At 36.1% G+C, this 6902-nt stretch carries 5 protein-coding genes and 1 pseudogene; all 6 read right to left on the reverse strand.

Annotated elements, in window-relative coordinates:
- Nucleotides 1–131: 131 nt before the first annotated feature.
- A pseudogene (gene porA, locus AB1630_03210) lies at nucleotides 132–925 on the reverse strand (pyruvate ferredoxin oxidoreductase).
- Nucleotides 903–1892, reverse strand: coding sequence for a lysylphosphatidylglycerol synthase transmembrane domain-containing protein (locus AB1630_03215; protein ID MEW6102817.1), 990 nt, complete (start codon nucleotides 1890–1892; stop codon nucleotides 903–905). The pseudogene porA and the gene AB1630_03215 overlap by 23 nt, the downstream one beginning before the upstream one ends.
- A gap of 102 nt (nucleotides 1893–1994) precedes the next feature.
- The gene (gene mnmE / locus AB1630_03220; protein MEW6102818.1) at nucleotides 1995–3320 is read right to left on the reverse strand and encodes a tRNA uridine-5-carboxymethylaminomethyl(34) synthesis GTPase MnmE; all 1326 of its coding nucleotides are present in this window, start codon (nucleotides 3318–3320) and stop codon (nucleotides 1995–1997) included.
- Nucleotides 3321–3392: 72 nt separating this feature from the next.
- Complete coding sequence (prfB, locus tag AB1630_03225) at nucleotides 3393–4466, reverse strand: peptide chain release factor 2 (protein MEW6102819.1); 1074 nt, start codon at nucleotides 4464–4466, stop codon at nucleotides 3393–3395.
- On the reverse strand, nucleotides 4463–5458 hold the full coding sequence (locus tag AB1630_03230) for an aminopeptidase (protein MEW6102820.1): 996 nt from the start codon (nucleotides 5456–5458) through the stop codon (nucleotides 4463–4465). Before AB1630_03230 ends, prfB begins: the two co-directional genes overlap by 4 nt.
- Before the next feature lie 47 nt (nucleotides 5459–5505).
- A partial coding sequence (locus AB1630_03235) for a YCF48-related protein (protein ID MEW6102821.1) occupies nucleotides 5506–6902 on the reverse strand: 1397 nt, incomplete at its 5' end.

Consider the following 6902-nt stretch of genomic DNA (forward strand, 5'->3'; position numbering starts at 1 on the left):
TTTATTCCAAAGAGAATAAGGCCTCCTACACAGAATGATTGGAATACGCCAATATATCCTGGAGCAGATGGAATCATTGAGGAAAGCCCAACGATTGCTGCAATAAAATATGGAGAATAGAATGGAAAGATAATCATTAGGGCAATGTCAGCATCAGAAAGCATATATTCTGAAACGGGGGAATATTCCCTGCTAAATTTCTCTTTGAATTCTTGTTGTATATCCCTTATTACTACCTTCGCATCGTTCATTGCCTCAATTGTTTGCCTTTTATGTTCAAAGTAATAGTCTGTAAAATCTATGGCTCCTATGGTTATTGGCTTCTTTGTATCCAATAGGGTATGCTTTGGCTTATACTCACCAATAAAATCTTTCACATCACTATCGGACAATGTCTCTACTACCTCCATCCCATGGCTTATGATAAACCCATCTGTTGTTATCATAATGGGAAGCCTTGCAGCTTCCGCAATTCTTACAGCCATAATCATATGATCATAAGCCTCCTGGGCATTTTCTGAATATATCTGTATCCAGCCAGAATCCCTTGCACCCATTGTATCAGAATGGTCGCAATGGATGTTTATTGGAGCCGATAATGCCCTATTAACCTCTGCCATTATAATGGGAAGCCTTAAGCCTGATGCAATGTATAGCATCTCCCACATCAGGGCAAGCCCCTGCGAGGATGTTGATGTCATTACCCTAGCACCCGAAGCAGATGCTCCAATGCAGGCACTCATTGCAGAATGCTCGCTTTCCACAGCAATATACTCTGTCTCAACCAAACCATCAGCAACAAATCCTGCAAATATCATAACAATCTCTGTTGCTGGTGTTATTGGATAGACAGCGACAACATCAGGGTTTATCTGCCTCATTGCCTCTGCTCAATCGCCTCATTACCCGTCTTTGCTACTTTCATTTTTCATACCTCCTATCTTTGAAATTGGAATATTTTCATTTATAAGATAACAAATACCAATCCCTGTTACTGGGATATATTGAACAATATGGCAAACAATAGAATAGCTTAAGGCAATATCCTTATTTATTCCAAAGAGAATAAGGCCTCCTACACAGAATGATTGGAATACGCCAATATATCCTGGAGCAGATGGAATCATTGAGGAAAGCCCAACGATTGCTGCAATAAAATATGGAGAATAGAATGGAAGATTAAACCCAAAGGAAAATAACAAAAGGTGAAATTCCATTCCAAGAACGATCTGGGAAATTATAGAATAAATGATAATAAACCCTGTATGCTTAAGGTTTTCAAGGCTTGCCAAACCATCAATAAATCTATCAAAGATATAGGAAATCCTCTCTGAAAATCCTTTATGAAAAACAGAGGCTAAACTTTCTATTTTTTTTACCATAAACCCCCTTTTTATCCTTAAAAAGACAATAAAAACCATAGAAAGGCTAAATATAAGAAGGCTAATAAGACCAAATGCCTTTACCCACCTTGGAAATGGAGAGAGAAGCATTGAAAGACCAAGGATAAACAAGAGGGCAAAGCCATCAAAGATTCTCTCTAAAACAATTGTTCCAAAAGAGAGGCTTCTTGATATATTTTCCTTTCTTCCAATCATATATGCCCTTGTAACCTCTCCAATCCTTGCGGGAAGGATATTATTCACCATAAACCCTATCATCATCATCCCAAATAGGTTATTAAATCCTATCTTCTTTGTGCTTTCAAGGATATATCCCCATCGTAGCCCCCTTAAAAGGAATGAGGCAATAACCATAAGCATTGCCGGAATGACAAAGATGTAATTTGCAGATACCAAAGCAGCCCTTACCTTTCCATATTCTACATTCCTGATTGCAAGGTATAAAAATAGGCAACTTAAAAGAATTGAAAGCCAATATCTCTTTTTCATTCTACTTTAAAATTCATTTCCCCTTATCAAATGGAATCACCAATGACCAAACAAATTCCAACTTATTATTTTACATTTTGCGTTTTACATTTTGCATTTGTTTTATTTCCCTATACAAAATGTAGAAAATATTTTATCCAAAATATCCTCATTGCTTATTTTTTCGCCCAATATCTCTGATATAGCGTCGCAAGAAGCCCTTAATTCAATGGAGGTAATTTCATCTTCTTTTGAGCTAATTGCCCTGTCTAAATGCTTTAATGCCCTTTCAATTACCTCCTTGTGCCTTATATTTGTAATGATATGGGCTTCATCATAAGAGCTAAAAAGAGCCTTCTCTATTTCATCCAAAAGCGAAGAAAGTTGTTTGTTCTTTGCAGAGATAGAAACTATTGGTTTTTTATATTTCTTTAAAATGTCTGTCTTAATTCGTTGAAGAAGGTCTGATTTATTTATAGCAAAGATTACATTTTTATTTTTTATTTTTTCAAAAATAGAAATATCATCCTTCGTAATAAACCCTGTAGCATCTAAAACATAAATAACAATATCAGCAGACTCAATTGCCTTGTAAACCCTTTTTATTCCCTCCTTTTCTATTATATCAATTGCATCACAAAGGCCTGCTGTGTCAACAATTTTAAAGGGAATACCCTTGATGTTTATTATCTCGCTTATTACATCCCTTGTTGTTCCAGGAATAGGGGTTACAATTGCTCTATCTGTGCCAACAATAGCATTTAAAATTGAGCTTTTACCAACATTTGGTCTTCCTATAATAACACCAATAGCAGAATTTGAAAGAAATCTTCCTGTTTTATACCCTTCAACAAAGGTTTTTAGCTCTTTTTTAATAGAAAAGACCTCTTTAAAAAGCCTTTCTTTATCCAATTCCTCTTCAAAGTCAAGGCTTGCCTCAATTAAGGAAAGAATAGAGATAAGATTTTCCCTTATATTCCTTATTTTTAAAGAAAGCTCACCTTGCAACTCTCTTGTTGAAATCTTTCTTGCTAACTCTGTCTTTGATGAGATGATTTTTTCAACAGCCTCTGCCTGGATTAAGTCTATTCTACCTGAAAGATATGCCCTCTTTGTAAATTCACCTGGCTCTGCAAGCCTTGCCCCCTCTTTTAGGACAAGGGAAAGAACCTCTGAAAGAATGGCAAAGCCAGAATGGACATTTATTTCAATAATATCTTCTCTTGTGTATGTCTTTGGTTTTTTCATAAATACAAGAAGGGCTTCGTCAATTATGCAATTTGAGCTTGGGTCAATTATCTTCCCATATACCAACTTATGAGATACGAGTTTATTTTTTGACCTAAATATCCTTTTTGCAATCTTTAGGCTATATCTTCCAGAAATCCTTACTATTCCAATCCCTCCTTCTCCAATTGGCGTTGATATGGCACAAATTGTATCATCCATTCGGAATAACTACGACCATAATTTTTTATTTTATCATAACCATATAAGGATTGCAAGGGATTTTGCATACCTTTATAAACTTAACGAAAGCTCTGCCTTTAAAAAGCAATCAATTTCGCCATCCATAACAGCCCTTATATTTCCTGTTTCTTCTTGGGTTCTATGGTCTTTTACCATTGTATATGGACAAAAAACATAAGACCTTATTTGAGAGCCCCATCCAATAGCCTTTTTCTCTCCACCAATTTTTTTAAGCTCTTCTTCCCTTTTTTCCTCATAGTGTTCATATAGCCTTAAATACAAAACCTTTAGGGCATTTGCCTTATTTTGATGCTGGGATCTTTCATTTTGAGAGGAAACAACAATTCCTGTTGGGATATGGGTGATTCTAATTGCTGATTCTGTTTTTTGGACATGTTGACCGCCTGGGGCAGATGCCCTAAATGTGTCAATCTTTAAATCCTCATCCTTAATATCCACCTCTATTGGGTCTGTTATCTCAGGCATTACAAATACAGATGCAAAAGATGTATGCCTCCTCTTGTTTGAATCAAAAGGCGATATTCTAACAAGCCTATGGATTCCCTTTTCTTTCTTAAGCCAGCCATAGGCATTCCTTCCACTAATAAGAAAAACAACAGACTTTATAAGGGCTTCATCTCCAGCAAGTAAGTCTAAAATTTTTGTCTTATAACCCTTTAATTCTGCCCATCTAAGATACATTCTAAAAAGCATTCCTGCCCAATCACAGGATTCTGTTCCACCTGCACCTGGATGGATTGAAATAATAGCATTATCCCTATCGTGCTTTCCAGAAAAGGCATATAAAAACTTAACATCGCTGATTTCTTTTAAAAGCCTCTCCTTTTTCTCATTAAGCTCTTTTAATATTTCAGGGTCTTCTCCCAAAGAGGCAAGATCCTTTATCTCCTCTTTTTCTTTTAAAACCTTAAGGTATGGAGAGAGAAAATCCCTTATCTCTGAAAGCTCCTTTATTTTTTTTGAAGCCTCAATAGAATCCCAAAATGAAGGGAGTGCTTCTTCCTTCTCAAGGGCTTCTTTTCTTTCTATTTTTTCCAACAAGCCCTTTCCTATATCCTCAATCTGTTTTTCTATCTCTTTTATTGCCTCAATTAGCCCTTTCATATCTTTAATGTTTTTCCATCAATCTCTATTGTGGGAGAGAAGACAACATAGTCTTCGTGGAATGGAACAGATATATTTCCTCCAAAACCAGAGTTATCACCAAAGGCAATATGCCCTGTTCCTTTGATTTTCTCTGCCTCAAGGATGTTTATTGGATTAGATGCCTTATCGTTTATTCCTATTCCAAGCTCTGCTATATTCCTTGCAAGAGGGTATTTTGAAAATATCCCCTCAAGCCTTTGTTTTGCCTCAATTTCTCCATCAACTGATACAACCATTCCATTCTCTATCTTTGCAAATAATGGGGATTTAAGCCTTCTTTTTTCCATTACCTCAATTACCAAAACACCATTACAGCTTCCTTCAATTGGAGGAAGAAAGACCTCGCCTGCGGGAAGATTTCCAAAATCTCCCTTTTTTGTTATCAATCCATTATCTATGGTAATTTCCCTTTCCTTTATATTAAACATTAGCTCTGTGCCAGAAGGTGATGAAACCCTTACATTTTCTCCCTTCTCTAAAATTGCCTTTATCCTTTCTCCCAAATTATTCATCTTTTCATAATCAACATCCAATGCTCCATAAAGCATAGATTTTTCAAACAAAGGCATACTTACATACCTTGTTTTATTTTTAGTTAAGAGCTTTCTAAAGCTCGTATGTGATGTTGAGAAATTTGTAATTGAGATTAAAATATCTGGTGGGTTTAAAATATCTATCTCCATAGGTTCTTTTCTTTTTATTCTTTCAAATGTTTCCCTGTCTATCTTAAATCCTGCCTCTTTCCATACATTCTCTGGCGGCTCCTCTCCGTGGGATAAAAGGGGAGGATACAGGCAAAGGTTGGTATTAACCTTAAGATTTTTTCCTACATCCCTAAAAAGAATGGCTGTCTCGCTTATCTCATTATTGAAGCAATCGCTTATTATAAGGATATTTTCATTATCCTTTGCATCCAGGTTTATTTTGTATATTTGTTCAATTTTATCCATTTGCTCTTTGGTTATAGAAACATTAATACTTGAAAACCAATTTTATTTCAGTATATAAATGGATATTGGAATATGCCACCATTTTCTGTGGTTATCAAAAATTCTTTTATGCTTTGAATGGAAAACGAAAGACCAGATGAGATTATGTTCCATGTTTTTCCATAATTTAGACTTTGAAGAATTATTCCATTACCTGTGGATAGAAGAATGCCCTTGTAAAATGAGATATCAAATAGGGTATTGTTTGTTGGTGTTTTTTGCGTCTCCCAATTTATCCCACCATCTATGGTATGCAAAACCAATCCATTTTCTCCGACAACCCAGCCCTCTTTTGGATTAAGGAAGAAGAGGGAAAGCTTTGTGTTTGTGCCTTCATAGGCTTTGTTCCAAGCCTTTCCTCCATCATGGGTTTTAAGAATTACCCCATTTCCAACCGTAAAACCATAGCTTTCGTCTAAAAATTTAATCTTGAAAAGGTCTGCGTTTGTTGGGCTAATAGCAAGGTTGTAATTTTTTCCACCATCTTCAGTTATCAAGATTATCCCCTTTTCTCCCACAATGCATCCTTTATTTTCATTTGTAAAGTCAATTCCGTAAAGGTTAAGTTTGGTTGGGATTGCCTGTCTATAAAAGGAATTTCCATCCTCTGTTTTAAAGACCAAGCCATTTTCTCCCACCACCCAGCCGGTATTTGTGCTTACAAAGGATATGCCAAAGAAGGTTGAGGTAGAAGCTAATGTAAAGGTAGAATTCTTTTCTATATTTCCCACAATACCCTCATCCCCACATATCCAGCCATTATCAATATCTAAAAGGTGAGAGGTTATTCCTTGGCTTTTCTTTGTCCAACCAGTGATTGAAGGAGGGGTTGGTGCGGGTCTTGGATTTGTTATTCCTTCATACGATGAAAGGCAAGGAAGATATAGGATGCCACCAGGGCTTTGGACTAATTTTATTCTATCAACGGGATATGTTCCCCAGTAATTTTTTCTTGCATCTAGTAATGAATTTGATGAATTGTTTATGTTTATTGGATTATCAAGCAGGCTTTTTCTGATGAATACCCTTCCTGTGTTCGTAAGGATACCTATTTGATTATTAAAGATTTTGGAATAAAGAATAGTTGTGTTTCCGTTTTTTGCCCATACCCCATAATAATTGTTTAAGAAGGAGCAATTTTCTATGCTTGCCTCTCCATTGTTTATCCATATCCCATAATTAGAGCTTGAACCAATAAGGCAATTGTTTAATGTTAATCTGCCTTCAACATAGAGGTTTGAAGCCTTGGCATAATGGGGGTATCCACCATAGAGGATATTTGTGTAATTAAGATTAGCATAGCCATAAACCTCAAGACCATCCCAATAGCCATTTGCTTGGCTATAGCCAGTAAATACAACCGGTGCATTTGATAAGCCTTGGGTATTTAGGCTTCCGTAGATAT

The sequence above is a fragment of the bacterium genome, assembly GCA_040753555.1.
GTDB lineage: Bacteria > UBA9089 > UBA9088 > UBA9088 > UBA9088 > JBFLYE01.

Excerpts from the sequence above, each read along its gene's own strand:
- prfB (MEW6102819.1), bottom strand. The coding sequence starts at position 4,466 with ATGAAAGGGCTAATTGAGGCAATAAAAGAGATAGAAAAACAGATTGAG.
- AB1630_03230 (MEW6102820.1), bottom strand. The coding sequence starts at position 5,458 with ATGGATAAAATTGAACAAATATACAAAATAAACCTGGATGCAAAGGAT.
- AB1630_03215 (MEW6102817.1), bottom strand. The coding sequence starts at position 1,892 with ATGAAAAAGAGATATTGGCTTTCAATTCTTTTAAGTTGCCTATTTTTA.
- mnmE (MEW6102818.1), bottom strand. The coding sequence starts at position 3,320 with ATGGATGATACAATTTGTGCCATATCAACGCCAATTGGAGAAGGAGGG.